This is a genomic window from Streptomyces sp. NPDC038200, from assembly GCF_055600785.1.
In genome coordinates this window covers 38,114-64,793 of sequence record NZ_JBVJYH010000028.1, presented here as the reverse complement: position 1 = coordinate 64,793, position 26,680 = coordinate 38,114, and the positions used below count along the sequence as shown (strand labels likewise).

Here is a 26,680-nt window from a genome sequence, read left to right as displayed (position 1 = left end):
GGACCATCAAGGAGACACGAGAACCGTGACGGACATCGTCGACGAGCTGAAGTGGCGGGGGCTCATCGCCCTCTCCACGGACGAGGACGCATTGCGCAAGGCGTTCGCGGACGGCCCCGTCACGTTCTATTGCGGCTTCGACCCGACCGCGCCCAGCCTGCACCTCGGCAACCTGGTGCAGATCCTGACGATGCGCCGCATCCAGGAGGCGGGCAACCGTCCGCTGGCGCTGGTCGGCGGTGCCACGGGTCTCATCGGCGACCCCAAGCCCACGGCCGAGCGCACGCTGAACGCGCCGGAGGTGGTGGCCGGCTGGGTGGAGCGGCTGCGCGCCCAGATCGAGCCGCTGCTCCACTTCGACGGGCCGAACGCCGCGGTGATGGTCAACAACCTGGACTGGACCCAGGGCCTGTCGGCCATCGAGTTCCTGCGGGACATCGGCAAGTACTTCCGGGTCAACAAGATGATCGCCAAGGAGGCCGTCGCCCGGCGGCTCAACTCCGACGCGGGCATCAGCTACACCGAGTTCAGTTACCAGATCCTGCAGGGCATGGACTTCCTGGAGCTGTACCGGCGGCACGGCTGCACGCTGCAGACCGGCGGCAGCGACCAGTGGGGCAACCTCACCTCGGGCACGGACCTGATCCACCGGGTCGAGCCGGACGCCGTCGTGCACGCGCTGGGCACCCCGCTGATCACCAAGGCGGACGGCACCAAGTTCGGCAAGACCGAGTCCGGCACGGTGTGGCTCGACCCCGAGATGACCACGCCGTACGCGTTCTACCAGTTCTGGGTCAACGCGGACGACCGGGACGTCTCGAAGTTCCTGCGCATCTTCAGCTTCCGGTCCCGTGAGGAGATCGAGGAGCTGGAGCGGCAGACGGAGGAGCGTCCGCAGGCGCGGGCCGCGCAGCGGGCGCTCGCCGAGGAGCTGACGACGCTGGTGCACGGCGCCGGCCAGACGGCCGCGGTGATCGCCGCGTCCAAGGCGCTGTTCGGACAGGGCGAGCTGGCGGAGCTGGACGAGCGCACCCTGTCGGCGGCGCTGTCCGAGGTGCCGCACATCCAGGTCGCCGAGCTCGCTCCGGTGGTCGATCTCCTCGCCGAGGTCGGGCTGGTGGCGAGCAAGTCCGCCGCCCGGCGGACCGTGAAGGAGGGCGGGGCCTACGTGAACAACGTGAAGGTCACCGCGGAGGACTTCGTCCCGGGTGCCGAGGAGCTGCTGCACGGGCGGTGGCTGGTGCTGCGGCGGGGCAAGAAGAACCTCGCCGCGGTGGAGGTCGTTTCCGAGTAGCGCCTCGGGGGCGTGGGCGAACCGGCGACCGCGGCACCGTCGTGGCCGGTCGCGCGGTTCGCCGCGCCCCGCTCGGGGCGCTTCCGCCGGGGCGTTCGCGGGCTCAGGCCCGCTGCTTGCGCTTGCCCAGCGTCGCCATGTAGAGCATGTCGACCGCGAAGACGATGATGATCGCGGCCACCAGCTGAAAGGCGTGCCGGCTCCAGTCGATGCCCCGGGTCTCGTCGACGCCGAGGGATCGGGCGATCGCGTTGCCCACGATGGCTCCCAGCATGCCGCAGATGGTGGTCAGCCACAGGGGGCTGTGCTGCTTGCCCGGGATGATCGCCTTGGCGATGAGGCCCAGCACAAATCCCACGATGATCGCCCACAACCAGCCCATGGCTGCCTCCTCGTACGGCTCGACGTGAGCATTAGGGCCAGTGTGGTTCGGTCCGCCGTAGGGCGCATGTCGGGCTCCCCCGTACGCGGGGCGGGACGTGTCGTCGCAGGCGAGAGGGCGACCCGGTCTCGTAGGTGGCGCGGGTGCGGCGTAACGTGGGAGGCGTCCCGGCCCGGTTCCCCGCCGGATGCGGACGAAGGTGCGGGCCGGGGAGAGTCCGATACGGGCGGATGGTGGAATGCGATGCGGAAACAGCACGGTGGCAGCGCCCAGGTGTTCCGGATCACCGGTGCCCGGACCGGACTCGCCGAGGACGTCCGAGGCCGGCAGCGCCGGTATGTGATCTCGATGTCGATCCGTACCGCGTCGGTGATCCTCGCGGTCGCGCTGTGGAATGTCGAACGGTACGTCGCCATCGTGGCGCTCGTGCTCGGTGGACTGCTCCCCTATATCGCCGTGGTGGTCGCCAACGCGGGCAGGGAGAGGCCGCCCTCTCTCCCGTCGACGTTCGTCACCGCGCCCGTGCGTACGATGATCGCGCCGCCGCAGGCCGAGGAGGAACAGGCGGAATCGGTGCGGGAGTCGGCACGGCAGGAGGCACCTGCGGATTCGGCGGCCGGAGCGCGCGGCGACCGTCCCGACCCGGGCTGAGCACCGCGGACGCGGCGGAAGCGGAATGCGCCCTCGCGCCAAACTCAAGAAAAGCTCAGATCAATCCTGCTGTTCCGGTGCCGGGCGATGGGGTACCCGTGACATACTGCGTACGCGCTCCGCATCCCCCGTCGGAGCGACGGACCGACGCCGGGCAGCTCCCCCCGTGGCTGCCCGGCGTCGCCATGTTTCCGCCCGTTCCTGAGCCGAACCCGAGAAGACGAACTCGAGACGAAGCCGTGAGTGACGAGACCCCGATCTGCTCCGCCAAGGGCTGCCGTGCCGACGCCGTGTGGGTGCTGGCGTGGAACAACCCGAAGATCCATACGCCGGAGCGGCGCAAGACATGGCTGGCCTGCGAGGAGCACCGGGAGCATCTGTCGCAGTTCCTCGGGGTGCGGGGTTTCCTGAAGGACGTGGTGACCTTGCGGGAGTGGCAGGCCTCCGAGGAGGCCGAGCCGCCGGTCGGCTAGCCGCCGATCGCCGACATGGGGCGGTCCGGCTGGACGAACGACGGATCGTCCAGGCCCGCTCCCGCCTTCTTCCCCCACATCGCCAGCCTCCAGATCCGGGCGATCTCCTCGTCCGGGGCGCCCGAGCGCAGGGCGGCGCGGAGGTCGGTCTCCTCGGTGGCGAACAGGCAGGTCCGTATCTGGCCGTCGGCGGTGAGACGGGTCCGGTCGCAGGCCGCGCAGAACGGCCGGGTCACCGAGGCGATCACGCCGACCCGGTGCGGGCCCCCGTCCACCAGCCAGCGCTCCGCCGGTGCCGAGCCGCGCTCGTCGGCGCCCTCGGGAGTGAGGTCGAAGCGGGTGCGCAGGGAGGCGAGGATGTCCCCGGCGGTGACCATGCCCTCGCGCTTCCAGCCGTGCTGGGCGTCCAGGGGCATCTGCTCGATGAAGCGCAGCTCGTAGTCGTGCTCCACCGCCCAGGCGAGGAGGTCCGGGGCCTCGTCGTCGTTCAGGCCCGGCATCAGGACCGAATTGACCTTGACCGGGGTGAGGCCGGCCTCGCGGGCGGCCTGCAAACCTTCGAGGACGTCCTGGTGGCGGTCGCGGCGGGTGAGGGTCTTGAAGACGTCGGGGCGGAGGGTGTCCAGGGAGACGTTGACCCGGTCCAGGCCCGCGGCCTTCAGGGCGGTCGCCGTGCGCCTCAGGCCGATGCCGTTGGTGGTGAGGGACATCTGCGGGCGCGGGGCGAGGGCCGCGACGCGCTCGACGATGCCGACCAGTCCGGGGCGCAGCAGCGGCTCGCCGCCGGTGAAGCGGACCTCCTCGACGCCGAGCGTGCGGACCGCGATGTCGATGAGCCGGACGATCTCGTCGTCCGTGAGCAGGTCGGGCTTGGCCAGCCACTGCAGGCCCTCCTCGGGCATGCAGTAGGTGCAGCGCAGATTGCACCGGTCGGTCAGCGAGACCCTCAGGTCGGTGGCCACTCGGCCGTAGGTGTCGATGAGCACGTGGGCCCCCTCCCTCTCCCGGTCACTCATTTTCGGTGACGGTGCGTCCTCCGTCACCTGCGAGCCTACGTGACCCCGCCGACATCGACAGCGACCTGATCCCACGAGGTACGCCACGACCGCGTCGTAGGACCGTACAGTCCTGGACGACGCGGCCGTCCGTACGAACCCTCAGTGGGCTCCGGTGCCGGTCAGGGACCGCACCTCCAGTTCGGCGTACTTGCCGGCGTCCGGGACCTCCTTCGACAGCAGGGTGCCCACGACGCCGAGCAGGAAGCCGACGGGGATGGAGATGATGCCGGGGTTCTCCAGCGGGAACCAGTGGAAGTCGACGTGGGGGAACATCGAGGTCGGCTTGCCGGAGACCACCGGGGAGAACAGGACCAGGCCGACCGCGGTGACCAGGCCGCCGTAGATCGACCAGAGGGCGCCCGTGGTGGTGAACCGCTTCCAGAACAGGCTGTAGAGGATGGTCGGCAGGTTGGCGGAGGCGGCGACCGCGAAGGCGAGGGCCACCAGGCCGGCCACGTTCAGGTCGCGGGCCAGAGCGCCGAGGACGATCGAGACCGCGCCGATGCCGACGGTCGCCCAGCGGGCGGCGCCGATCTCCTGCTTCTCGGTGGCCTGGCCCTTCTTGAGGACGTTCGCGTAGATGTCGTGCGCGAACGAGGACGAGGAGGCCAGGGTGAGGCCGGCGACGACCGCGAGGATCGTGGCGAAGGCGACCGCGGAGATGGTGGCGAGCAGGACCGCTCCCCAGGTGGAGTCGACGCCGCCGAGGTGCAGGGCCAGCAGCGGTGCCGCCGTGTTGCCCGCCTTGTTGGAGGCGATGATCTCGTCCGGTTTGATCAGTGCGGCGGCGCCGAAGCCGAGGGCGAGGGTCATCAGGTAGAAGGCGCCGATCAGGCCGATCGCCCAGATGACGGACTTGCGGGCGGCCTTGGCGGTGGGGACGGTGTAGAAGCGGATCAGGATGTGCGGCAGGCCGGCGGTGCCCAGGACCAGGGCGATGCCGAGCGAGAGGAAGTCCAGCTTGGTGGTGCCGGTGGCGCCGTACTTCAGGCCGGGCTCCAGGAAGGCCGAGCCCTTGGCGCTGTTGTCGGCGGCCGTGCCGAGCAGGTCCGAGACGTTGAAGTGGAATTTCAGCAGTACCAGGAAGGTCAGCAGCAGGGCGCCGATGATCAGGAGCACCGCTTTGACCATCTGGACCCAGGTGGTGCCCTTCATGCCGCCGATGGTGACGTACACGATCATCAGTACGCCGACCAGGGCGACGATGCCGATCTTGCCGCCGTCGCTGGTGATGCCGAGGAGCAGGGAGACGAGGACGCCGGCGCCGGCCATCTGGGCCAGCAGGTAGAAGATCGACACGACGATCGTGGAGGCGCCGGCGGCGGTGCGGACGGGGCGCTGGCGCATCCGGTAGGCCAGCACGTCGCCCATCGTGTAGCGGCCGGAGTTGCGCAGTGGCTCGGCGACCAGGAGCAGGGCGACGAGCCAGGCGACCAGGAAGCCGATGGAGTAGAGGAAGCCGTCGTAGCCGAAGAGGGCGATGGCTCCGGCGATGCCGAGGAAGGACGCGGCGGACATGTAGTCGCCGGAGACGGCGAGGCCGTTCTGGAAACCGGTGAACTGCCGGCCGCCGGCGTAGAAGTCGGCGGCGTCCTTGGTCTGCCGGCCCGCCCAGACGGTGATCACGAGGGTCGCGGCGACGAACACCGCGAACAGGGTGATGATCAGTGTCCGGTGCTCGCTCGCCTCGCCGGCGGCCAGCAGGGTGTGCTGCGCGGGGCTCATGCTCCGCCCTCCATCCGGGACTTGATGGCCGCGGCCTTCGGATCGAGCTTGGCGGCGGCGTGCCGGGCGTACCACCAGGCGATGAGGAACGTGGTGAGGAACTGGGCGAGGCCCAGGACGAGCGCGACGTTGATGTGGCCGGCCACCTTGGTGCCCATGAAGCCGCCCGCGTAGTTGGAGAGCAGGACGTACAGCAGGTACCAGGCGATGAAGGCGAAGGTCAGGGGAAAGGCGAAGGAGCGGTGGGCGCGGCGCAGTTCACCGAACTCCGCGCTCTGCTGCACCTCGGTGAACTCCTCGGTGGAGGGAAGGTGGGCCTGGGGTCTGGCGGGCGGCGGTGTCTCGGTAGCCACGGAGTCTCCTCGCGTCACGGACGTGCGCTTGCTGATCTCGCAGGGACGGCATCACATTACAGCGAGTCATCGTTCGACTCCCTGGGGTGATTCCGGCGGAGGGCGCGATCCTGATGGGCCCTCCCTCCACGGTCACGGCGCCCCGCGCGGACCGGTTCAACTCGGCCTCGCTCTTTCGGAGATCAGCGTCGGGAGATAGCTTCACCCTGCACCACCCGTCATGTACCTGCCCGAGCAGCACCTGCGTCTCGGGCGGTTCCGTATCCGGATGATGTGGAGATCCCATGGCTCATCTGCGCTCCAGACGTCGGCTCGGGCTCGCCGTGCCGGTCGTGCTGTCACTGACCGCCTCGCTCGGCTTCCTGCCGTCGGCGGCCTCGGCGGCGACCCCGGCGGCCACGACGGCGCGGGCGGCGGACGGCCCCCGACTCGCCTACGTGGTCAACACCAGGACGGACCACCGCACGATCGAGTCGGTGCAGCGGGCGATCACGCGCAACGGCGGTACGGTCGTGGCGAGTTACGACCGGATCGGTGTCATCGTCGTCCACTCCGCCACTCCCGACTTCGGCGCACGCATGCGTGCGGTGCGGGGCGTGCAGTCGGCGGGTGCCACGCGCACCGCCCCCTTGACGGCGGCGGGCACGACCGACGAGGGCGCGGTCCAGGTCCTGTCGAAGGCGGAGGCCGCGAAGATCGCCCAGGACGCGACGGCGGGCGCGGAGCCCCTGGAGGCCGACCAGTGGGACCTGCGGGCGATCGGCGCCGACAAGGCCGCGACGATCAACCCCGGCAGCAGGAGCGTCACGGTCGGGGTCATCGACACGGGCGTCGACGACACCCACCCGGACATCGCCCCGAACTTCTCCGCCTCCCAGTCGGCGAACTGCGTGAGCGGCAAGGCGGACACGACGTACGGCGCCTGGCGGCCGGCGGACGCCGACCACTACCACGGCACCCATGTGGCGGGCGAGATAGCCGCGGCCCGTAACGGCGTAGGCGTGGCGGGCGTGGCGCCGGGCGTGAAGGTCGCGAGCATCACCGTCTCGCAGCCGGACGCGACCTCGCTGTTCTACCCGGAGAGCGTGGTCTGCGCCTTCGTGTTCGCCGCCGATCACGGCGTCGAGATCACCAACAACAGCTACTACGTGGATCCATGGCTGTACAACTGCATGGACGACCCCGATCAACACGCCATCGTCGACGCGGTCAACAGGGCCCAGCTGTACGCCCAGCGCAAGGGCACGCTCAACGTCGCCTCGGCCGGCAACTCCAACGACGACCTGGACGCCGACGCGATCGTGGACGACTCCAGCCCCGACGACTCGACGCCCCAGACCCGTACGGTCGACCCGCACAAGTGCTTCGACGTGCCGACCCAGCTGCCCGGCGTGGTGACGGTGAGCGCGGTGGGCGTGAAGGGCACCAAGTCCTACTACTCCAGCTACGGCCGGGGCGTGGTCGACGTGGCCGGGCCGGGTGGCGACAAGTACCAGATCCCGGACACGCCGTCGAAGAACGGCCGCATCCTGTCCACGCTGCCGAACGACCAGTACGGCTTCCTCCAGGGGACGTCGATGGCCTCCCCGCACGTCGCCGCGGTGGCCGCGCTGCTCAAGTCGGCCCACCCGCACGCCACTCCGGCCCAGCTGCAGGCGCTGCTGAAGGCCGAGGCGGACAACCCGGGCTGCCCGGCCGAGCCGTACGACGGTGACGGCGACGGGGTCGTGGACGCGACCTGCGTCGGCGGCAAGCGGATCAACGGTTTCTACGGCTTCGGCGTCGTCGACGCGCTGCGCGCGGTGAAGTAGGCGGAGCGCGAAGCAGTCGACCTTCACTATGCAGTGTTGATTGAATCAATACTGCATAGTGAAGTAATGACTGCAATCAATGATGCCTGGGAAGCCGTGGGCGGAACGCCCGCGCTGCTGCCGCGTCTCTCGGCCGTCGTCCGCGGGGACACGCTCCCCGCGAAGCTGCCCGTGCGGGAGCTGGCACGCGCGTGTGCGGGAGCGTGCGCGCTGGCCGCCGCCGAGCTGGGGGCGCGGCGGGCCGGGCTCGCCGACGTGCCGGCGGTCATCGTGGACGACGGCGCCGTCGCCGCCGCCTTCCACAGCGAGCGGCTCGTCCGGGTCGACGGCCGGACGCCGGAGGCCTTCGCACCGCTGTCGCGGTTCTGGCGGACGGCGGACGGCTGGGTGCGCACCCACGCCAACTACCCGCACCACCGGGCCCGGCTGTCGGCCGCGCTGGGCCTGCCGGCGGACGCCTCGGTGGCGGAGGTCGCCGGCCGGCTCGCCGAACGCTCGGCCGAGGAGGCCGAGGAGGCCGTCCACGCCGCCGGCGGCCTCGCCGTGGCCCTGCGCACACCGCGGGAGTGGCAGGCGCACCCGCAGGCCGCCGAGGTGGCCGCACGGCCGCTGGTCGAGCGCGCCCGGCTGGACGCGGCGCCCGCGCGCGTGCTGCCTTCCCTGGACCCGGCCGCCGCTCCCCTGCTGCCCGCCGCCGGGCTGCGGGTCCTGGATCTGACCCGGGTGCTGGCGGGCCCGGTCGCCACCCGCACCCTGGCCCTGCTGGGCGCGGACGTCCTGCGCGTGGACGCGCCCGGGCTGCCGGAACTCCCGGACCTGCACGCCGACACCGGCATCGGCAAGCGGTCCGCCACGCTCGACCTGGACTCCGACCGGGACACCGTCGAGGAGTTGCTGGGCACGGCCGACGTCGTCGTCACCGGGTACCGGCCGGGGGCCCTCGACCGGTACGGACTCGCCCCGCGGGCGCTGGCCGAGCGGCACCCGGGGCTGGTCGTGGCGCAGGTGTCGGCGTGGGGCGCGTACGGGCCGTGGGGCGGGCGGCGCGGCTTCGACAGCCTGGTGCAGGTCGCGACCGGCATCGCGGTCACCGAAGGGGCGGCGGAGCGGCCCGGCGCGCTGCCCGCGCAGGCCCTGGACCACGGCACCGGCTATCTGCTGGCGGCGGCCGTGCTGCGGGCGCTGACCGAGCAGTCGTACGACGGCGGGAGCCGGCTGGTCCGGGCGGCGCTGGCCCGGACCGCCCACTGGCTGACGCACGGCATCCGCCCGGTACCGGCCGAGGGCGCGCCGTATCCGGGCCCGGACGCCTGGCTGACCGAGACGGACAGCCCCCTGGGCCGTCTGCGGCACGCCCGCCCGGCCGTATCCTTCACCGGCGGCCCCACCGCCTGGCGGCGTCCGCCGGTGCCCTGGGGGTCGGACCCTTCGAAGTGGCTGTGACGGTCGACCGAGCGGACGCGGTGACCGTGACGGTTGACCGAAGCGGATACGGCAGCCGTGATGGTTGACGTTGATCCGGTCATCGACGCCACCGTCGACGTCAATGGCCGAGCGACCTCGATGACCGATCGACCTCGATGACCGATCTACGTCCCTGACCGATCGACCTCGATGACCGGTCAGGGACGGTCTCGATTCAGCTCTTGGCGCCGTTGGTCACCAGCACCTTGAGCGCCGTGCGTTCGTCCATGGCCTTGTAGCCGGCGGGTACGCCCTCGATGTCGACGGTCATGTCGAACACCGGAGAGGGGTCGATCGTGCCGTCGAGCACGTCGGGCAGCAGGTCGGGGATGTAGGCGCGGACCGGGGCGACACCGCCGCGCAGGGCGATGTTCCGGTCGAACATCACGCCGAGGTCCAGGCCGGTGCCGCTGCCGTGGGGCACGCCGACGAAGCCGATGGCGCCGCCGTCGCGGGTGATGTTGACGGCCGTCCGCATGGACTGCTCGGTGCCGACCGCCTCCACGACGGCGTGGGCGCCCTGCCCGCGGGTCAGCTCGCGGACCGCCTCGACGGCCGCGTCCCCGCGCTCGGCGACGACGTCGGTGGCGCCGAAGCGGCGCGCGATGTCCGTACGCACCTCGTGCCGGCCGAGCGCGATGATCCGCTCGGCGCCGAGCCGCTTGGCGGCGAGCACGGCGCACAGGCCGACCGCGCCGTCGCCGACGACCGCGACCGTGGCGCCGGGCCGGGCGCCCGCGCCGAGGGCGGCGTGGTGGCCGGTGCCGAGGACGTCGGAGAGGGTCAGCAGGGCGGACAGCAGGTGGTCGTCGGAGGCCGCGTCCTTGGGCAGCTGCACCAGGGTGCCGTCGGCGAACGGCACGCGGACGGCCTCGCCCTGGCCGCCGTCGTAGCCGACGGAGCCCCAGAAGCCGCCGTGCTCGCAGGACGTGGTCAGACCCTCACGGCAGTAGTCGCAGACGCCGTCGGACCACATGAAGGGCGCGACCACCAGGTCACCGCGCCGGACGGTGCTCACCTCGGAGCCGGTCTCCTCCACGACGCCGAGGAACTCGTGCCCGATCCGCTGCCCCGGCTGCCGGGCCGCCTCGCCTCGGTACGCCCACAGGTCGCTGCCGCAGATGCAGGCCCGCAGCACCCGCACGACGGCGTCGGTGGGCAACTGCACCACGGGCTCGGGCACGTCCTCCACGCGCATGTCGTACGGGGCGTGGATGGTGGTGGCGCGCATGGCGGGGATCCTTCTCGTGCGGGGGTGGTACGAGCGTCGGGCGAGGCCGCCCGGGGCGCGCTCAGGGGTGTCGAGCGCACTTCACGGTACGCCGGTGCCGCCGGGCTCCGCGCGGCCAGGGGTGCCTCCGCGATCAGACCCCCGCAGCCCCCAGCAGGCTTCCCGCCCCGTACGTCACGCCCATCGCCAGCGCGCCGCCCACCACGTTGCGCAGGACCGCGCGCCCGGGGTCGGCCGCGCCGAGGCGGGCGCTGCTCCAGCCGGTGAGGGTCAGGGCGGCCAGGACCGAGACGACGGTGACGCCGAGGCGCCGGCCGGCCGGGGGCAGGACGATGGCCAGCAGGGGGAGCAGCGCGCCCACGGTGAAGGACAGGAAGCTCGCCCAGGCCGCGTGCCAGGGGTTGGTCAGCTCGTCCGGGTCGATGCCCAGCTCCACGCGCGCGTGGGCCTTCAGCGCATCCCGCGCGGTGAGCTGTTCGGCTGCCTCGCGGGCCACCTCGCGGGTCAGGCCGCGCTCCTCCAGCAGCTCGGTCAGCTCCCGCAGTTCGGCCTCCGGCTGCTCGCGCAGCTCCCGTTTCTCCAGGGCCAGCGCGGCCATCTCGGAGTCGCGCTGGGTGGACACCGAGACGTACTCGCCGGCCGCCATGGACATGGAGCCGGCGAGCAGGCCGGCCAGTCCGGCGGTGAGCAGGGCGGCCCGGCTCTCGGTCGCGCCGGCCACGCCGACCACCAGGCCCGCGGTGGAGACGATGCCGTCGTTCGCGCCCAGCACGGCCGCCCGGAGCCAGTTCAGCCGTGAGCCGAGCGTGCCGCCGTGGGCCTCGACGTGGGTGGGTTCCGTCACAGCAGGGAGGATCCCACCCCGGCCGTCGCCCCGCGGGAGCGACATGGGGGCTCCGCCGGACCTTGGGTGCCGGTCCGCCGCCGTGCCGTCACCAGACCCGGACCGACGCTCCCCGGGCGAACACCGGGCTCGTGGCGTCGGCCGGTGGGTGCGTCAGGGGCTCGGCGATCTCCGCCACGGTGGGGCCCACCTTCGCCGCGACGGGGTCCAGGAGGGCGAGGTCGAAGCCGTAGACCCGCGCCGCGTTGCCGCCGAGCATGGCGGCGACCTCCGCGCGCGGGACGCCCGCGTAGGCGAACCGGAGGGCCTCTCGGGTGTACGGGTGGGTGCCCTCGTCGTGCGGGTAGTCGCTGCCCCACATGATCTTGTCGACGCCGATGCGGTCGCGCAGCGGCACCTCGTGGGGGCGCATGAAGCTGGCGCCGACGTAGCAGTTCTCCCGCCAGACCCGGGAGGGCGCCTCGCCCATGCCCGCGGCCAGACCGGCGCCGAACTTCGCCTCCGCGGTGGCGGCCTCGGACGCCTTCGTGGCCGTCGCGACCAGACGGCCGTGGTAGTAGTCCAGCATGTCCAGGACACCGGGGATCCAGCCGGAGCCCTGCTCGGTCAGGACCAGCCGCAGATCCGGGTGACGGCGGAAGGCGCCGCCGAAGACCAGGTGCCACAGGGCGCGGTGGGAGAACCACGTCGTCTCCACCATGAACACCGCGCGCGCGGCCGGTTCCTCGCCGAGCGGCGGGGACGCCGAACCGGCGTGGTGGTTGACGGGCAGGCCGAGTTCCGCGCAGGCGGCCCAGATCGGGTCGTACGTCCGCGAGTACAGCTCGGGCAGGCCGGAGCCGGGCGGGGTGCCGGGCAGCATCAGGCCGCCCTTCAGGCCCGCCGAGGCGGCCCACCGGATCTCCTTGACGGCCTCCTCGACGTCCCCGAGGAGGATCTGGAAGACGCCCGCCCGGCGTCCCGGAGCCGCCGCGCAGAAGTCCGCGAGCCAGCGGTTGTGGGCGCGCAGGCCCGCCCAGCGCCGCGCGAAGTCCCCGGCGTCCGGGGGCGGGGCCATGAGCGAGCCGGACGGGAAGAACGGCGGGATGGTGTTCGGGAAGATCACCTCCGCGACGATCCCGTCCGCCTCCATCTCCGCCAGACGCCGGTCGGAGTTCCAGTTCCGGTCGGCGGAGTCCGCGAGCAGGTCCTCGTGGGGGTTGACGTAGGTGGCCGCCCAGACGTCGAAGTCGTCGTGGTGGCGCTTGGCCAGGTACGGCTTGTAGTCGAGGAGATCGGCGCCGGCGTGGCAGTCGGCGGAGATCACCGTGTAGCGGTCCGTCACCGGGTCACCTCCGGGAGGGGGAAGGCCCGGTCGGGTCCCTGGAGCGGGAAGTCGCCGCCCGTCAGCCAGTGCCTGCCCGTCTCGCGCGAGCGTGCCCAGGACGCCTCCACGGCCGTCTGGTCGGCGGGCTGGCCCAGGTCGGCGGGGGTGGGGCCGATCCGGCGGGCCAGGGGGGCCAGCTTCTCGGTGTCGAAGCCGAAGACCTCGGCCGCGGCGAGGCCCAGCATGCGGCGGGTCTCGGCGACCGGGATGTCGTGGAAGGTGCGGCGCAGCCACGCGCGCGTGTCGGGCCAGGTGCCCTCGGGATGCGGGAAGTCGCTGCCCCAGAGGATGTTGTCGACGCCGATCTCGTAGCGCTGGGCCAGTTCGCGCCGCTTGGTGTGGGTGGCGCAGACGAAGATCTGCCGGTCCAGGTACTCGTGCGGCGGTCGCTTCAGCTCCCGGAACGGGGAGAGCTTCTTGCCGCCGTGCGCGCCGAGGTAGAGGCGGTCCATGAACCACAGCAGGTTCGGCAGCCACCAGCAGCCCGACTCGGCGACGCCGAAGCGCAGCCCCGGGTGGCGTTCGAAGACGCCGGACCAGAGCAGGAACCACAGCGGACGGGCCGGCCACCAGGTCACTTCGCTGACGTAGATGCCGAGGTGGTCGCCGTACTCGTGGCGCGGGGCGGCGCCGGAGTGGGTGAGCACCGGCATGCCGCACTCGGCGGCGGCCGCCCACACCGGGTCGTAGCGGCGATCGTGGTACGGGTCGCGGCCGGCCCACATGGACGGGATCATCAGGGCGCCGAGGCCGGACTCCCGGGCCCGGCGGATCTCGGCGACGACCTGATCGACGGGGGCCGTGACGGGCAGCAGGGCCACTCCGCAGTGCCGTTCGGGGTGTTCGGAGACGAACTCCGCCAGCCAGCGGTTGTGCGCCCGCGCGCCCGCCATCCCCAGCTCCGGGTCCTGGTCGCCGGAGAGGCCGAGGCCCACGCCGAAGGGAGCGGCGGTCCCGCTGTCCACGGCGTCGGCGTCCGGGAAGACGACCTCGGCGGCCACGCCGTCCCCGTCCAGCTCCTTCAGGCGCCGCGCGGCGTCCCAGCCGCCGCGCAGGCCCTCCTCGTTGTCGTGGAACCACCGGGCCGCGAACGCCTCGTTGCGGATGCCGAGCCGGGTCATCTCCTCGCGGCGCCGGTCGCGGCCCGCGAGGAACTCGTCGAAGTCCCGGTGGAACCGGGACTCCAGGTAGGGCCGGTACCGCTCGGTGGGCAGCCCGGCGTGGCAGTCGGAGGAGATGATCAGATACGGGTCCTGGCCGGTCACGACAGCCTCCCGGTCAATCGAGTACGAAGCTTTCGAGGTACGCGGGGTTCGCGCGCTCCAGCATCGAGCGCGCACGCGCGCGGATCTGTGCGTCGCTGTGGCCGCCGGCCGGCAGCATCCAGAAGCGGTCCTCCCGGATGCCGTCCACGACGAGACCGGCGACGTCCTCGACGGGCGTGAAACGGACCTCCCGGCCGGCCTCGCGCATCGCCTCCTCCCACTGGCCGAGGGAGCGGTACGGCGTCTTCCTGGGCCGCTGTTTGGCGTAGCGGGCGGGGCGGTTGCGGTGCGACTCCCACAGGCCGGTGCGCAGCATGTGCGGCCCGGGGAAGAGCACCGAGGCGCCCACGCGCGCGTGCTCGGCCCGCAGGTGGGCGTACAGGGACTCGGTCATCGTGACGACGGCCGCCTTGGTGACCGCGTAGACGGAGGCGGTCGGGAGCGGTGCGACACCGCCGTCGGCGGAGGACGTGTTGACCACATGACCGGGTTGACCCGACGTGATCATCCTGGGCACGAACGCCTGGATGCCGTGGAAGACGCCCCACACGTTGACGGCGAAGGCCCACTGCCAGTCGTTCGGTTCGTGCTCCCACATGCGCCCCTCGGCGCCGGAGCCGACCCCCGCGTTGTTGCACAGGACGTGCACGGCGCCGTAGGTGTCGTACGCCGTCCCGGCCAGCTCCAGGACCTGTTCCCGTACGCCCACGTCGACCACGCGCGCGTGCACGTCGGCGCCCTCCGCGCGCAGGTCCGCCGCGGCCTGGTCCAGCGCCGCCTCCTCCACGTCGGCGAGGACGACCTTCAGGCCCTCGGCCGCGAACCGCCGGGCCATCGCCAGCCCGATCCCGCTCGCCGCCCCGGTGACGACGGCGACCTGTCCGGCCCTCAGCTCCATGGCCGCTCACCTCCCCCGGGCGGCCCGTCGTGGACCTGGAGCGGGTCGTCGTAGCGCTGGTGGACGTACGGCAACAGGGCCTGTGCGTCCACCCGTTCCACCACCCGGCCGCTCTGGTCGCTGGTCTTCTCGCCGATGCTGATCTCCAGCAGGCGCAGCACGGGGAGGTCGGCGACGGGGTCGTACAGCGACTCGCGGAGCACCACGTCCCCGGTGACCCGTTCCAGCCGGCGCACCTTCTCCTGCCGCACGCAGTGCACCAGCACGGGGTCGCCGTCGAAGCCGGAACCGTCCGCCGCGGGCAGGAACTTGAAGTAGAAGTCGGTCTTGCGGGTGGGCCCGGGCAGGGGCAGGGAGCCGCCGACCGCCCCGCGGACCTCCACGAAGGCGATGCCGTGCCGCGCCATCGACGCCCGTACGACGAGGCCGTCGCGCTCGACGGTGACCTCGCCGAGCTTCTTCGGCTCCCCGAAGACCTCACGACCGCCGGTGAGGGCGCGTTCGTGGGTCATGGGCATCACCAGCGGATACCAGCCGTCGACCGCGCCGTGGGCGGCGGCGACCGCGAAGGAGCCCGCGCCGAGCGGATACCCGGGCAGCTCGACCTTGCTGATGTTCACCCGCACCAGAGGGCGTGAGGCGGGCTTCAGCGGGGGCGGCAGCACCGCCGCGACCGCGTCCGGGTCGGTCTCCCAGACGGCCACCACGCCGGTGGACCAGATGTCGGGGAGCCGTGCGCTCGCGGTGCGCGTCGCCGCGATCTCCCGCTCGGTCCGTGCGCCGTACCGCACGCGTGCCATCACCGTACCGCCCTTCTTCTGACGGACCGTCACCTGTAACACAGTTACAGCAGTCAGGGTGCGGGGTAAATACGCGTGCACTTGACGGAGTTGGAGGGATCATGCCGAGCGGGGCGAGGAGCGCGCTGGACCGGGAGACCGTGCTGGAGGCCGCCGCGGAGCTGGTGCGCCGGCACGGCCCGGACGCGCTGACCATGCGCAAGCTCGCCGCCGAGCTGGGCACCGCGGTGACGTCGATCTACTGGCACGTCGGGGGCCGCGAGGCCCTGCTCGACGCGCTCGTGGAGCGGACCGTGGCCGGTCTCGGCGAGATCCGCCCGGCCGGGCGCACGCCGGAGCAGCGCGTCCTGTCCGTCGCGCGCGCCCTGCGGCGCCAGCTGCGCGACCATCCGCACCTGGTGGCCCTGGTGCACGAGCGCGGGCTGACCGAGCGGATGTTCCTGCCCGCCCAGCAGGTCCTGGTCCGCGAGGCGCGGGCGGCGGGACTGCGCGGGGCGCGGGCCGCCGCGTTCGTCCGGGCCGTGCAGTTCCAGGTCGTGGGGCATGTGCTGGTGGAGCGCAATCGCGAGCGGGCGCCGGCGCAGCATCCGGGCGAGGAGGAGCTGTGGCGCGCGGCCGGCGCCGGGGACGATCCCGCGCTGGCCCGGGCGCTGGCCCGCCCCGTGGACACGGAACGGCTGTTCGTGACGGCCGTACGGGCGCTGGTGCGGTCCCTGCTGGCGCCGCACGGAAAATGACTGGCGCCCGAACTGCCGTACGCCTACCGTTCCTGATCGCGGGGGCGGCTCCGCCGGTGTGCTTCCTTCTCTTCTCTGCCTCGGAATCCACAGCGCGCCCACTCTCCGCCCCCGCCTCCGCTTCTCTTCCTCACCGGGGGATTCTGCTTGTCCGCACTGGCGTCCGTGCTGCTCCGTCGTCTCCGTACCGTCTACGTCGACCAGGCCGGACCACGCCCGGGCGACCCGTCCACGGCCGAGGGTCTCGTCGCCCTGGAGGGCGAGCTGCTCGACCGGGGTTTCGCTCCGGCGGCCCCGCTGCGCGCGGCGCTCGCCTGGCTCGGCCCCGCCGGGCTCGCGGACGCCGGCCGGCAGCTGATCCGGCACCTGGACGCCGAGCTGGGCGCCGACCGCACCCACATGCCGCTGTTCCGCAACTTCCCGGTCTCCGTGCCCGACGACACGTGCGCGCTGTTCGTGGACCGGGTCTTCGCCCTGCTGCTGCAGTGGCCCGCCCAGCCCTGCGTGCTGTGCGGCACGGTGGGCAGCGTGCACCCGGTGGCGCCGTGCGCGCATCTGGTGTGCCGCGCCTGCTGGGACGGCGCGGACTACACCGGCTGTCCGCTCTGCCGCCGCCGGATCGACTCCGCCGACCCGTTCCTGGTGCCGGGCGAGCCGCGTCGGCCCCAGGACGTGCCGGCCGGCCCGCTGAGGCTGCTCGCGCTCGGCACGGACATCCGGGCGGACACGGTCCACGCGCTGCGCACCCTGCTGGCCCGGCGCACCCCCCTGCCCGCGCAGGACCGCGCCGACCTGGCGGTGCTGCTGGCCCACGCGCCCACGGACCTCGGCTGGTTCCCGGCGGACATCCCGGTCCGCGAGACCAAGGCGCTCGTGCTCGGCACCCTGCTGCGCGACCGGCACACGCGTGTGGCGGCCACCGAGCTGCTCACCCCGCATCTGACCACCGCGACGGACGTGCTGCGGCTGCTGTGCGTGTGGTCCGGCGGAGCGGCGGACCTCATGACGCCGCCGCGGCTGCGCTCGCTGCCCCGCGCGCTGCGCGGCCGGCTGCTCGGCCTGCTCGACTCCCTCGCGGTGCCCTCGCTGGTGGAGGACGTCCTGCGGCACCCCAGCACGTGGAAGCGGGCCGCCGAGACCCTGCATCCCTTCGAGCGCCACGCCCGCCACCCCCGGGCCGCCCTCGCCTTCGCCGTGCTGCGCGGCACGCCGGTCGGGCCCGGCACGGCCCTGGGCGAGGCCCTGCTGCGCACGGCCGCCGCCCACCCGGAGGCCGTGCGGGTCACGGGCGGCCGGATCCGGCCGGCGACCTGGCGCGCGCGGGTGGAGCAGGCGCTGGCCGGGCGGGACGAGCGTGCCGCACTGACCCTGCTGGGGCAGCGGCCGGGCGAGCTGCTGCGCCGGCTGGACCATCTGCTGCGGCTGCGCGCGCTCGACGTGCTGCCGGAGGAGTTCGCCGAGGTGCTGGAGCGGGCGCTGCCCAAGGCGGGTCCCGGCCCGCTGCTGGCCGCGCTGGGCCGGATGCGGATCCGTCATCTCCCCGGAGAACGGCGGGTGTTCTTCCCGCGCGGGCAGGTCACGCACGCCTTCGCGCTGGACGACACGCGCGCGCCGCTCGCCGAAGCGGTGACCACGCGCGTGTGCGCGTTGCTGGAGGCCGAGGCGCTGCGCCGGCTGGCCGAGGGTTCCCGGTTCGACCTCGCGGTGCTGGATTCGGCGCTCGCCGGGCTCGCGGTGCCGTCCGCCGAGCGGACCGCGGCCACGGCCCTGGTGTCGGTGCCGCGCGGCAGCACCCAGCCGCTGCCCGAGGGCGAGGTGCTGCGGCTCTTCCTGCACTGGACGGAGCCGCCGAGGACCCGCGTGGACCTGGACCTGTCCGTGGCGCTGTACGACGAGGACTGGGAGTTCGCCGGCCTCTGCGACTACACGAACCTGGTGCACGGCGACCGGTGGGCCGTGCACTCCGGCGACCTGACGTCGGCCCCGGCACCGGACGGCGCGACCGAGTACGTCGACCTGGACCTCACCGCGCTCGGCGAACGGGAGGTGCGGTACGCGGTGCCGGTCGTCTTCAGCTTCAACGACATCCCGTTCGAGGAGCTGGCCGACGCCTTCGCCGGTTTCATGGCGCTGCCGTCGAGGGCCGAGGAGGCGCGCGGCGCCGGGTACCACCCGCGCGCGGTGCGGCAGCGCTACGACCTGGAGGGCGACTCGCGCATCCATGTGCCGATGCTGGTCGACCTGCGCCGCCGCACGTTCCTGTGGACGGACCTGCATCTGCCGTCGGCCGAGGGCTTTCACGACGTGCACCGGCACAGGGAAGCGCTGGGCCGGGTCGGGCGGGACCTGTTCCAGTACTTCGCCCACGGCCGTACGACGCTGTGGGACCTCGCGGTGTGGCACGCGGCGGCGCGGAGCGACGAGGTGCTGGTCGTCCGGCGCGCACCCGCTCCGCGCGCCCCCGACGAGCTGTGGCACTACCGGCGCCGGGACGGGGAGACGGACGCCGCGTTGGCCGCCCGGACGCAGGCCCTCGAAGACCCGGACCGACGAGAGCCCCTCGCGGAGGGGGCGGACGTCGACGCCCGGGCGGGCGAAGCGGCGGCGAGGAAGCACGTGTTGCTGGCGCTGGTGCACGGCGGGGTGGCGCCGCAGGGCGCGACCGGCGCGCTGTACCGGCTGCTGCCCGGCCCGGCCGACGGCTGCGGACTCGCACCCCTGGCGGCCGGGGACCTGGTGGCGGCGCTGGGGTGACCCCGCGGGACCGCGCCGAACAGGCCGCCGGCCTTCCGGCGTTCACGGGCACGCGCGCGTGTGTGTGCGGTCGCCGGGCAGGAGGGCGAGCCCGGGCGCGTGAGCGGGCCCTGCGGGACGGCGTTGTCAGTCGCGGCCCGTATCCTCAATGACCATGCTCGAAGACCGTGCGACCGCAGTGTCCTCCCCCACCCAGTGGCCGACCGCGTATCCGAAGGGATACGCGGTCGTTGACGTGGAGACCACCGGCCTGGCCCGGGACGACCGGATCATCTCCGCGGCCGTCTACCGGCTGGACGCGCGCGGCGAGGTCGAGGACCACTGGTACACGCTGGTCAACCCCGAGCGCGATCCCGGTCCCGTGTGGATACACGGCCTGACGAGCGAGACGCTCGAGGGGGCGCCGCTGTTCGCGGACGTCGCCGAGGAGTTCTCCGCCCGCCTGGACGGCCGGGTGCTGGTCGCGCACAACGCCGTCTTCGACTGGCAGATGATCGCGCGGGAGTACGCGCGCGTGCGGCGTGAGGCACCGGTGCGGCAGCGGCTGTGCACCATCGCGCTGTCGAAGGAGCTGGGGCTGCCGCTGCCCAACCACAAGCTGGAGTCGCTGGCCGCGCACTTCGGGGTCGTACAGCAGCGGGCGCACCACGCGCTGGACGACGCGCGCGTGCTGGCGGAGGCGTTCCGGCCCAGCCTGCGGGCCGCGGCGGCGGGCGGCGTACGGCTGCCGCTGCTGGAGTGCCGGCCGCTGACGGAGTGGTCGGACCGGCCCGTGCCGCGGCAGTCCTCGGGCGGTTACGGGGCCGCCAGTTGGCGCCCCTCCCGCAAAAGGCCCGCATGCCCCTATCCCAATCCGGGTCGTTACGAAGACGGCAAACCGCTCAAACAGGGCATGCGGGTCGCCTTCTCCGGTGACACCTCGACCGAGCGCGATCTGCTGGAGGACCGCGCGGTCGAGGCCGGGCTGCACGTCGCCACCAGCATCTCCCGGCTGACCAGCCTGCTGGTGACCAACGATCCCGACTCGGGCACGTCGAAGACGGTCAAGGCCCGGCAGTACGGCACGCCGATCGTGGACGAGGCCGCGTTCGGGCAGTTGCTCCGGGATGTCGAGCCCGCCGACGAGTAGACGCCCGCCGTCAGGTGATCGTACGAACGGGTGATTGCCGCACGACTCACCCGGCTGCCGCTCGCCCGGAGATCGGTGACGGCTCACCCTGTGGCGCATGGCGACATGTGAAGTTTGCGGCAATGACTACGGAATGACCTTCGAGGTGCACGCACAGGGCGCGGTGCACGTCTTCGACTGCTTCTCCTGTGCGATTCACCGCATGGCCCCGGTCTGCGAGCACTGCCGGGTGTCGATCGTCGGCCAGGGCGTGGAGGTGGAGGGCCACTGGTTCTGCGGCGCGCACTGCGCCCGCGCGGAGGGGAGGACGGGCATCGTCGACCGGGTGTGACCCGGTACCCGCCCGAATGCGCCCCACGGCTCGGAGGTACCGTCGTGGGGTGCACCGCTACCGCTTCCTGTTGTCCCGCCAGTGGGTGATCCTCACGCTCGTCGCGATCGCGCTGATCCCGACGATGATCAAGCTGGGCTTCTGGCAGCAGCACCGGTACGAGGAGCGCACCGCCCGCAACGACCTCGTCTCCGCCGCGCTGCACGCCGAGCCGGTTCCGGTCGAGCGGCTGACCTCTCCCGGGCACGCCGTGACCCGCGCCGAGAAGTACCGCACGGTCTCCGCGACCGGCACCTTCGACACCGCGAAGCAGGTCGTGGTGCGCCGCCGCACCAACTCCGACGACGAGGTCGGCTTCCACGTCCTCACCCCGTTCGTTCTCACCGACGGCAAGGTGCTGCTCGTCAACCGCGGCTGGATCCCGGCGAACGGCGCGCAGACCGCCTTCCCGAAGGTCCCCGCCCCGCCGGCCGGCCGGACCACCATCACCGGGCGGCTGATGGCGGACGAGACGACCGCGGCGAGCGGCATCAAGAACGTCAAGGGCCTCCCCGACCGCCAGATCATGCTGATCAGCAGCGCGGAGGAGGCACGGCGGCTGGGTGCGCCGGTGCTCGGCGGCTACATCCAGCAGACGGCACCCGAGCCCAAGGGCGGCTCCCCGGAGCAGATCTCCGACCCGGGCAGCGAGGACGCCCCGCTGAACTACGCGTACATGATCCAGTGGTGGCTGTTCGCGGCGGGCGTCCCGGTCGGCTGGTGGTTCCTGGTCCGGCGGGAGATCCGCGACCGGCAGGAGGCCGCGGCCCAGGAACAGCCCGAGGCGAGCGAACCCGCCACGGTCTGAGCACGCCCCGCCGCTCGACAGGAACCCGCCCCGACCCGAGCACGCCCCCGCCGCTCGACAGCATCCCGCCCCGATCCGAGCACGCCCCCGCCGCGCGGCGGGAGGTCACTCCCCCGGCGCTCCACCTGATTGGCCCCCCGGGCCGCCGGGAAACCGGATCCCGTGGACGCGCGCATCGAGGACTACGCCCTCATCGGCGACGAGCAGACCGCGGCCCTCGTCGGCAGGGACGGCTCCGTCGACTGGCTGTGCCTGCCCCGCTTCGACTCCGGGTCCTGTTTCGCCCGGCTGCTGGGCAACGAGGACCACGGCCACTGGACGATCGCGCCGAAGGGGGCCGGCGCCTGCACGCGCCGCGCCTACCGGCCCGACACCCTCGTCCTCGACACCGAATGGGACACCGCCGAGGGCACGGTCCGCGTCACCGACCTCATGCCGCAGCGCGACCGCGCCCCCGACGTCGTACGCATCGTGGAGGGCGTCAGCGGGCGCGTCACCGTCCACTGCACCCTCCGTCTGCGCTTCGACTACGGATCCATCGTCCCGTGGATGCGCCGCTCCGACGGCCATCGCGTGGCCGTCGCCGGACCGGACTCGGTGTGGCTGCGCAGCGAGCCCCCCGTGCGCTTCTGGGGCGAGGACTACAGCACCCACGCGGAGTTCACCGTCGCCGAGGGCGAGCGGGTGGCGTTCGTGCTCACCTGGCACCCCTCGCACGAGCCGCGGCCCCGGCTCGTCGATCCCTACGAGGCGCTGAGCGCCAGCGTCCGGGGCTGGCGGCGCTGGACCTCCCGCTGCCGCTACGACGGGCCGTACCGGGACGTCGTCGTACGCTCCCTGATCACGCTCAAGGCCCTCACCTACTCCCCCACGGGCGGGATCGTCGCCGCCGCCACCACCTCGCTGCCCGAGGAGCCGGGCGGCGTGCGCAACTGGGACTACCGCTACTGCTGGCTGCGCGACTCCACCCTCACCCTCGGCGCCCTGCTCTCCGCCGGGTACCACCAGGAGGCCGAGGCCTGGCGCAACTGGCTGCTGCGCGCCGTCGCGGGCGACCCGGCGGACCTGCAGATCATGTACGGGGTCGCGGGCGAGCGGCGGCTGCCGGAGTGGGAACTGCCCTGGCTGCCCGGCTTCGCCGACTCCGCGCCGGTACGCGTCGGCAACGGCGCCGTCGGCCAGCTCCAGCTGGACGTGTACGGCGAGGTCATGGACTCGCTGTCGCTGGCCCGCGCCGCGGGCCTGCCCACCAGGCCGCACATGTGGGCCCTCCAGCGCTCGCTGATGGACTTCCTGAAGTCGCAGTGGCGGCAGCCCGACGAGGGCCTGTGGGAGGTGCGCGGCGGCCGGCGCCAGTTCGTGCACTCCAAGGTGATGGTGTGGGTGGCCGCCGACCGGGCCGTACGGACGCTGGAGCAGCACCCCGAACTCGAGGGTGACCTGGACGCCTGGCGGACGATGCGCGAGGAGGTGCACCGGGAGGTGTGCGAACTCGGCTACGACGCCCGGCGCAGGACCTTCACCCAGTACTACGGCTCACGCGAACTGGACGCCTCCCTGCTGCTGATCCCGCGTGTCGGCTTCCTGCCGCCCGACGACCCGCGCGTGATCGGCACGGTCGACGCGATCCGCGCGGACCTGGGCCACGGCGGCTTCGTACGCCGCTACGACACCGACGCCATCGGCGTGGACGGGATGCCGGGCGGCGAGGGCGCCTTCCTCGCCTGCTCGTTCTGGCTCGCCGACGCCCTGCACCTGACGGGCCGCACGGACGAGGCCCGGCGGCTGTTCGAGCAGTTGGTGACCCTCGTCAACGACGTGGGGCTGCTGGCCGAGGAGTACGACCCGAAGCTGGGCCGGCAGGTGGGCAACTTCCCGCAGGCGTTCAGCCACATCGCGCTGGTGAACACCGCCCTCACGCTGTTCGGGGGCGGCGGGGCCACGGGGAGCGGACAGGGGGCAGGATAGGGGCCATGGATCTTGGACTGAAGGACCGGGTGTACGTCGTCACCGGCGCCACCCGCGGACTGGGCAACGCCACCGCGCGCGAACTCGTCGCCGACGGGGCGAAGGTGGTCATCAGCGGCCGGGACGAGAAGCGGGTCGCCGACGCCGCCGCCGAACTGGGCCCGAACGCCCTGGGCGTGGCCGTGGACAACGCCGACCCGCAGGCCGCCGAACGGCTGATCGCCGCCGCCCGTGAGCACTTCGGCGGCTTCCACGGTGTGCTGGTGAGCGTGGGCGGGCCGCCGCCCGGGTTCGTCGCCGACACCACGGACGAGCAGTGGCGGAGCGCGTTCGAGTCGGTGTTCCTCGGCGCGGTACGGGTCGCTCGCGCGGCGGCGGCCGAGCTGGCGGAGGGCGGTGTCATCGGGTTCGTGCTGTCCGGCTCGGTGTACGAACCGATCCCGGCGCTGACCATCTCCAACGGACTGCGGCCCGGGCTGGCCGGATTCGCCAAGTCGATCGCGGACGAGCTGGGGCCGCGGGGGATCCGGGTGGTGGGGCTGCTGCCGGGACGGATCGCCACGGACCGCATGCGCGAGCTGGACGCGCTGTCGGCCGACCCCGAGGCCACGCGGGCGGCCAACGAGTCGCGCATTCCGCTGCGGAGGTACGGCAGGCCCGACGAGTTCGGGCGGACGGCGGCGTTCCTGCTGTCGCCGGCGGCTTCCTACGTGACGGGGGTCATGGTGCCCGTGGACGGGGGCACCCGGCACGGCTTCTAGCCACGCGCACGGCCACCTCACCCGCCGACGCCAGGCACACGAACCACACCCGCATCCGCCGACACCGGACACACGAACAGCCACCACACCCGCATCCGCCGGCACCCGGCACACGAACGGCCACCACCCCCGCCGGCGCCAGGCACACGAACGGCCACCACACCCGCCGGCACCAGGCCCGCGAACAGCCACCACACCCGTTCGGACCGGTGTCCGGCCTCGCCCCACCGTCGGGCCTTCACCGGGGACGGCGATGACCGACGGCCGCCACCGGGCGGTGGGCCGGCGGCAGGTGCGGCAGGCTGGTGTCATGACGGCGGACCGGTGGGAACAGAGGGTGCGGCATCAGCTGGGACTGGGCAGGCTCCTGCCGCTCGGCGGACCGCGCGACGGCGCGTGGATCGCGGAGAGGGCGGCCGGTGCCGTGCTGGAGCGTGCGGCTGCGGACGGAGCGCCGGGTGTGCGCCTGGGCGCGCTGCGGATCGCGCCGGCCGACCCCGAGGACGTGCGGGAGCCGGTCGTTCCGGCGCCGCCGAGCGCGCTGCCGCCGGGCGCGCTGCGGGTGACGGCGGACTTCGCGGTGACCGCGGCCGAGCCGCTGCCGGCGGCGGCGTCCCGGCTGCGACGGGCCCTGGCGACGGCCGCGACGGACCGCCTCGGCCTCACGGTCGCGGAGATCGATCTACGGGTGACGGACCTGCTGGAGGGGGACGGGCCGGCCCCCACGGCGGTGCCGGTGCCACAGCCGCCGCCCGCCCGGGAGCCCACGGACCCGGACGAGATCGCCGTGACCGCCGCCGTCCTCGCCGTTCCCGGGGTGGTCCGGCTGACGGGATCGCTGGGGGGCCTGGGCAGGGCCGTGCACATCGAGGAACGCGGGGAGGGCACGGCCCTGCCCCGTCGTCATGTGCGCGTCGAGGTGGCCACCGGCACGGACCACCGGGCCGTGGACGTGGCCCGGTCGGTCCGCGCGGCGGCACGGGACGCGCTGAGGGACCGGCCGACGGTGGCGGTCCTCGTCACGGCGGTGGACTGAGCCACGCCGGGTGCGGGCCCGGCGCAGGGCTCATTCGCCGAGGCCGGCCAGGTCCCGCAGCCGCCGGGCCTGAGCGGCCCGCTCGGCCGCACGCTGCTCCTCGTACGTACGGTCGGCCGCACCCCGCAGCAGCCCCTTGGTCTCCACCACGGCATCCCGCGGCGCGGCCAGCACCGCGGCGGCCAGGTCCCGCGCCGCCGCGTCGAGTTCCGCCGCGGGCACCGCGAGGTTGGCCAGCCCGCTCGCCACCGCCTCCTCGGCTCCGACGAACCGCCCGGTCACACAGATCTCCAGCGCGCGGGCGTACCCGACGAGCCCGGCCAGCGGATGCGTACCGGTGAGGTCGGGGACGAGACCGAGGCTGGTCTCGCGCATGGCGAACTGCACGTCGTCGGCGACGACCCGCAGGTCGCAGCCGAGCGCGAGCTGGAAGCCGGCCCCGATGGCATGCCCCTGGACAGCGGCGATGGACACGATGTCGGTCCGCCGCCACCAGGTGAACGCCTCCTGGTACTCGGCGATGGTCGCGTCGAGCCCGGCGTCGTCACGGCGCGCGAGGTCGATGAAGGTCGGCTCGCCCGGGATCCCCTCCGGGGTGAACATCTGACGGTCCAGCCCGGCGGAGAAGGACTTGCCCTCGCCGCGCAGCACGACGACGCGGACGGAGCCCGGCAGCAGCCGCCCGGCCTCGGCGAGCGCCCGCCACAGGGCGGGGCTCTGCGCATTGCGCTTGGCCGGGTTGGTCAGCGTCACCGTGGCGAGCGCGTCGTCGACGGTGAGCCGTACGCCGTCCTTGTCGAGTACAGGAGCGAGGTCCTGGTCGGGCGAAGCCATGGGGCGCCTCCGATGGGTGCGGTCATCACGCAGTGCCGTACGGCATGCTAAGTGACTGCACAGTAACCACCCGGTCGATCAGTCTGCCGACCGGGTGGCCACCATCGAAGCCGATGGGCCGCCCGGAGTCAGGACGAAGCGGCCTTCTTGCCCCGGGTCGCTCCGCCGCGCCCACGCAGCGTGACGCCCGACTCACTGAGCATCCGGTGTACGAAGCCATACGAGCGGCCGGTTTCCTCGGCCAGCGCCCGAATGCTCGCACCGGAGTCGTACTTCTTCTTCAGGTCTGCCGCGAGCTTGTCGCGCGCGGCGCCGGTCACCCGGCTGCCCTTCTTCAGAGTCTCGGCCACCCGTGCCTCCTCATGGGAAGTGCGCTCTGGTCTCCTCATGATCACCCCTCTTGGGCGTGATGGCCACCCATTCGGCAAGGTCCGTGAGACATCGTTGTGACGACAGGAGGGCATCCCCACAAGCGGAATCAATGATTCCAAGGGGTCGAGTCCGTGCGTGCGGGCGGGTGGATTCGCGAAGTAGCAGGTCAGGGACGCAAAGCGGCCGATCCCTTGGCCAGCGAGGGATCGGCCGGAAAATCCGTGTACGACACACCCCGATACGAGGAGATCTCACACAGATGATGGATCACGGATGGGCCGAATGATCCATACTCA

General features: G+C 72.8%; 25 protein-coding genes. 13 read left to right on the top strand and 12 right to left on the bottom strand.

Annotated features, from left to right (window positions below):
- Positions 1–25 precede the first annotated feature (25 nt).
- On the top strand, positions 26–1,294 hold the full coding sequence (gene tyrS / locus ACZ7KF_RS37680; protein WP_471085841.1) for a tyrosine--tRNA ligase: 1,269 nt from the start codon (positions 26–28) through the stop codon (positions 1,292–1,294).
- Positions 1,295–1,397: 103 nt separating this feature from the next.
- Here the strand turns inward: tyrS and ACZ7KF_RS37675 are convergent, their stop codons facing one another.
- Positions 1,398–1,676, bottom strand: coding sequence for a GlsB/YeaQ/YmgE family stress response membrane protein (locus ACZ7KF_RS37675; RefSeq protein WP_471085838.1), 279 nt, complete (start codon positions 1,674–1,676; stop codon positions 1,398–1,400).
- 243 nt (positions 1,677–1,919) lie between these two features.
- Here ACZ7KF_RS37675 and ACZ7KF_RS37670 point away from each other — a divergent pair, with 243 nt between their 5' ends.
- Together ACZ7KF_RS37670 and ACZ7KF_RS37665 are read left to right on the top strand one after the other, a co-directional pair.
- The gene (locus ACZ7KF_RS37670; protein WP_471085835.1) at positions 1,920–2,327 is read left to right on the top strand and encodes a DUF3099 domain-containing protein; all 408 of its coding nucleotides are present in this window, start codon (positions 1,920–1,922) and stop codon (positions 2,325–2,327) included.
- A gap of 239 nt (positions 2,328–2,566) precedes the next feature.
- Positions 2,567–2,800 carry a hypothetical protein gene (locus ACZ7KF_RS37665; protein WP_471085832.1) on the top strand — a complete coding sequence of 78 codons (234 nt, stop codon included), beginning with the start codon at positions 2,567–2,569 and terminating at the stop codon, positions 2,798–2,800.
- Here ACZ7KF_RS37665 and moaA read toward each other — a convergent pair.
- From moaA to ACZ7KF_RS37650, 3 genes are all read right to left on the bottom strand, one after another.
- Entirely contained in the window at positions 2,797–3,786 is a 990-nt protein-coding gene (gene moaA / locus ACZ7KF_RS37660) for a GTP 3',8-cyclase MoaA (RefSeq protein WP_471085924.1), read from the bottom strand. The genes ACZ7KF_RS37665 and moaA overlap by 4 nt on opposite strands.
- 171 nt (positions 3,787–3,957) lie before the next feature.
- Entirely contained in the window at positions 3,958–5,583 is a 1,626-nt protein-coding gene (locus ACZ7KF_RS37655) for a solute symporter family protein (RefSeq protein ID WP_471085829.1), read from the bottom strand.
- Entirely contained in the window at positions 5,580–5,936 is a 357-nt protein-coding gene (locus ACZ7KF_RS37650) for a DUF485 domain-containing protein (RefSeq protein ID WP_471085826.1), read from the bottom strand. The genes ACZ7KF_RS37655 and ACZ7KF_RS37650 overlap by 4 nt, the downstream gene beginning before the upstream one ends.
- A gap of 284 nt (positions 5,937–6,220) precedes the next feature.
- Between ACZ7KF_RS37650 and ACZ7KF_RS37645 the strand changes: the two genes are divergently transcribed.
- On the top strand, positions 6,221–7,747 hold the full coding sequence (locus tag ACZ7KF_RS37645) for a S8 family peptidase (RefSeq protein ID WP_471085823.1): 1,527 nt from the start codon (positions 6,221–6,223) through the stop codon (positions 7,745–7,747).
- 66 nt (positions 7,748–7,813) lie between these two features.
- Positions 7,814–9,190: a CoA transferase gene (locus ACZ7KF_RS37640; protein WP_471085820.1), complete on the top strand. Its 1,377-nt coding sequence runs from the start codon at positions 7,814–7,816 to the stop codon at positions 9,188–9,190.
- Between the two features lie 196 nt (positions 9,191–9,386).
- On the opposite strand, the gene ACZ7KF_RS37635 is transcribed toward ACZ7KF_RS37640, so the two are convergent.
- From ACZ7KF_RS37635 to ACZ7KF_RS37610, 6 genes are all read right to left on the bottom strand, one after another.
- Positions 9,387–10,442 (bottom strand): zinc-dependent alcohol dehydrogenase family protein, encoded by a 1,056-nt coding sequence (locus tag ACZ7KF_RS37635; protein ID WP_471085818.1) that lies wholly within the window; start codon positions 10,440–10,442, stop codon positions 9,387–9,389.
- Positions 10,443–10,575: 133 nt separating this feature from the next.
- Positions 10,576–11,286 carry a VIT1/CCC1 transporter family protein gene (locus ACZ7KF_RS37630; RefSeq protein WP_471085815.1) on the bottom strand — a complete coding sequence of 237 codons (711 nt, stop codon included), beginning with the start codon at positions 11,284–11,286 and terminating at the stop codon, positions 10,576–10,578.
- 88 nt (positions 11,287–11,374) lie between these two features.
- Complete coding sequence (locus ACZ7KF_RS37625; RefSeq protein WP_471085812.1) at positions 11,375–12,610, bottom strand: amidohydrolase family protein; 1,236 nt, start codon at positions 12,608–12,610, stop codon at positions 11,375–11,377.
- Entirely contained in the window at positions 12,607–13,917 is a 1,311-nt protein-coding gene (locus tag ACZ7KF_RS37620; protein WP_471085809.1) for an amidohydrolase family protein, read from the bottom strand. Before ACZ7KF_RS37620 ends, ACZ7KF_RS37625 begins: the two co-directional genes overlap by 4 nt.
- Before the next feature lie 13 nt (positions 13,918–13,930).
- Positions 13,931–14,815, bottom strand: a complete 885-nt coding sequence (locus tag ACZ7KF_RS37615; protein ID WP_471085806.1) for an SDR family NAD(P)-dependent oxidoreductase — start codon at positions 14,813–14,815, stop codon at positions 13,931–13,933.
- Positions 14,806–15,615 carry an acetoacetate decarboxylase family protein gene (locus tag ACZ7KF_RS37610; protein WP_471085922.1) on the bottom strand — a complete coding sequence of 270 codons (810 nt, stop codon included), beginning with the start codon at positions 15,613–15,615 and terminating at the stop codon, positions 14,806–14,808. Before ACZ7KF_RS37610 ends, ACZ7KF_RS37615 begins: the two co-directional genes overlap by 10 nt.
- 101 nt (positions 15,616–15,716) lie before the next feature.
- Here ACZ7KF_RS37610 and ACZ7KF_RS37605 point away from each other — a divergent pair, with 101 nt between their 5' ends.
- The 8 genes from ACZ7KF_RS37605 (at position 15,717) to ACZ7KF_RS37570 (ending at position 25,178) form a co-directional block, all read left to right on the top strand.
- The gene (locus ACZ7KF_RS37605; RefSeq protein ID WP_471085804.1) at positions 15,717–16,352 is read left to right on the top strand and encodes a TetR/AcrR family transcriptional regulator; all 636 of its coding nucleotides are present in this window, start codon (positions 15,717–15,719) and stop codon (positions 16,350–16,352) included.
- A 147-nt stretch (positions 16,353–16,499) separates the two neighbouring features.
- Positions 16,500–19,106, top strand: coding sequence for an MXAN_6230/SCO0854 family RING domain-containing protein (locus tag ACZ7KF_RS37600; protein ID WP_471085801.1), 2,607 nt, complete (start codon positions 16,500–16,502; stop codon positions 19,104–19,106).
- Between the two features lie 154 nt (positions 19,107–19,260).
- Positions 19,261–20,235, top strand: coding sequence for a DEDDh family exonuclease (locus tag ACZ7KF_RS37595; protein ID WP_471085798.1), 975 nt, complete (start codon positions 19,261–19,263; stop codon positions 20,233–20,235).
- Between the two features lie 97 nt (positions 20,236–20,332).
- A complete protein-coding gene (locus ACZ7KF_RS37590) occupies positions 20,333–20,566 on the top strand; it encodes a hypothetical protein (RefSeq protein ID WP_225828193.1) in 234 nt (77 codons plus the stop codon).
- Between the two features lie 49 nt (positions 20,567–20,615).
- Positions 20,616–21,413, top strand: a complete 798-nt coding sequence (locus ACZ7KF_RS37585) for an SURF1 family cytochrome oxidase biogenesis protein (protein ID WP_471085795.1) — start codon at positions 20,616–20,618, stop codon at positions 21,411–21,413.
- Positions 21,414–21,575: 162 nt separating this feature from the next.
- The gene (locus ACZ7KF_RS37580) at positions 21,576–23,381 is read left to right on the top strand and encodes a glycoside hydrolase family 15 protein (protein WP_471085792.1); all 1,806 of its coding nucleotides are present in this window, start codon (positions 21,576–21,578) and stop codon (positions 23,379–23,381) included.
- 5 nt (positions 23,382–23,386) lie between these two features.
- Positions 23,387–24,142 carry an SDR family oxidoreductase gene (locus ACZ7KF_RS37575; protein WP_471085789.1) on the top strand — a complete coding sequence of 252 codons (756 nt, stop codon included), beginning with the start codon at positions 23,387–23,389 and terminating at the stop codon, positions 24,140–24,142.
- Between the two features lie 310 nt (positions 24,143–24,452).
- The gene (locus ACZ7KF_RS37570; protein WP_471085787.1) at positions 24,453–25,178 is read left to right on the top strand and encodes a nucleopolyhedrovirus P10 family protein; all 726 of its coding nucleotides are present in this window, start codon (positions 24,453–24,455) and stop codon (positions 25,176–25,178) included.
- Positions 25,179–25,208: 30 nt separating this feature from the next.
- Here ACZ7KF_RS37570 and ACZ7KF_RS37565 read toward each other — a convergent pair whose 3' ends face one another.
- Positions 25,209–26,012 carry an enoyl-CoA hydratase/isomerase family protein gene (locus ACZ7KF_RS37565; RefSeq protein WP_471085784.1) on the bottom strand — a complete coding sequence of 268 codons (804 nt, stop codon included), beginning with the start codon at positions 26,010–26,012 and terminating at the stop codon, positions 25,209–25,211.
- Between the two features lie 128 nt (positions 26,013–26,140).
- Complete coding sequence (locus ACZ7KF_RS37560) at positions 26,141–26,362, bottom strand: helix-turn-helix domain-containing protein (protein ID WP_004002281.1); 222 nt, start codon at positions 26,360–26,362, stop codon at positions 26,141–26,143.
- Between the last annotated feature and the right edge of the window lie 318 nt (positions 26,363–26,680).

Excerpts from the sequence above, each read along its gene's own strand:
- ACZ7KF_RS37675 (WP_471085838.1), bottom strand. The coding sequence starts at position 1,676 with ATGGGCTGGTTGTGGGCGATCATCGTGGGATTTGTGCTGGGCCTCATC.
- ACZ7KF_RS37670 (WP_471085835.1), top strand. The coding sequence starts at position 1,920 with ATGCGGAAACAGCACGGTGGCAGCGCCCAGGTGTTCCGGATCACCGGT.
- ACZ7KF_RS37655 (WP_471085829.1), bottom strand. The coding sequence starts at position 5,583 with ATGAGCCCCGCGCAGCACACCCTGCTGGCCGCCGGCGAGGCGAGCGAG.
- ACZ7KF_RS37645 (WP_471085823.1), top strand. The coding sequence starts at position 6,221 with ATGGCTCATCTGCGCTCCAGACGTCGGCTCGGGCTCGCCGTGCCGGTC.
- ACZ7KF_RS37640 (WP_471085820.1), top strand. The coding sequence starts at position 7,814 with ATGACTGCAATCAATGATGCCTGGGAAGCCGTGGGCGGAACGCCCGCG.
- ACZ7KF_RS37635 (WP_471085818.1), bottom strand. The coding sequence starts at position 10,442 with ATGCGCGCCACCACCATCCACGCCCCGTACGACATGCGCGTGGAGGAC.
- ACZ7KF_RS37615 (WP_471085806.1), bottom strand. The coding sequence starts at position 14,815 with ATGGAGCTGAGGGCCGGACAGGTCGCCGTCGTCACCGGGGCGGCGAGC.
- ACZ7KF_RS37610 (WP_471085922.1), bottom strand. The coding sequence starts at position 15,615 with ATGGCACGCGTGCGGTACGGCGCACGGACCGAGCGGGAGATCGCGGCG.
- ACZ7KF_RS37605 (WP_471085804.1), top strand. The coding sequence starts at position 15,717 with ATGCCGAGCGGGGCGAGGAGCGCGCTGGACCGGGAGACCGTGCTGGAG.
- ACZ7KF_RS37595 (WP_471085798.1), top strand. The coding sequence starts at position 19,261 with ATGCTCGAAGACCGTGCGACCGCAGTGTCCTCCCCCACCCAGTGGCCG.
- ACZ7KF_RS37590 (WP_225828193.1), top strand. The coding sequence starts at position 20,333 with ATGGCGACATGTGAAGTTTGCGGCAATGACTACGGAATGACCTTCGAG.
- ACZ7KF_RS37575 (WP_471085789.1), top strand. The coding sequence starts at position 23,387 with ATGGATCTTGGACTGAAGGACCGGGTGTACGTCGTCACCGGCGCCACC.
- ACZ7KF_RS37570 (WP_471085787.1), top strand. The coding sequence starts at position 24,453 with ATGACGGCGGACCGGTGGGAACAGAGGGTGCGGCATCAGCTGGGACTG.
- ACZ7KF_RS37565 (WP_471085784.1), bottom strand. The coding sequence starts at position 26,012 with ATGGCTTCGCCCGACCAGGACCTCGCTCCTGTACTCGACAAGGACGGC.